Source organism: Alkalihalophilus lindianensis, assembly GCF_032843265.1.
Lineage (GTDB): Bacteria > Bacillota > Bacilli > Bacillales > Bacillaceae_D > Alkalihalophilus > Alkalihalophilus lindianensis.
In genome coordinates this window covers 1-235 of record NZ_JAWJBA010001040.1, presented here as the reverse complement: position 1 = coordinate 235, position 235 = coordinate 1, and the positions used below count along the sequence as shown (strand labels likewise).

General features: G+C 39.1%; 1 protein-coding gene. It reads left to right on the top strand.

The features are described from left to right. A partial coding sequence (locus tag RYX56_RS25280) for a biotin transporter BioY (RefSeq protein ID WP_317124506.1) occupies positions 1–235 on the top strand: 235 nt, incomplete at both ends.

The following is a 235-nucleotide window of genomic DNA, read 5'->3' as shown; positions in this document are numbered from 1 at the left end:
ATCTTAGGGAGCCGATTAGGCTCTATTACAATGGTTAGTTATATGCTGGTTGGGTTGGTTGGGGTTCCTGTTTTTTCAGAATTTAGTGCAGGTCCTTCCGTTATCCTGAGTCCTACGTTTGGCTTTATCGTGTCTTTTATTTTTATGGCCTTTATTATAGGAAAAATGGTAGAAAAGAATAAATCCACGGCTGCTTTTATTACCGCGTCCTTAATTGGAATGTCTGTTAACTACC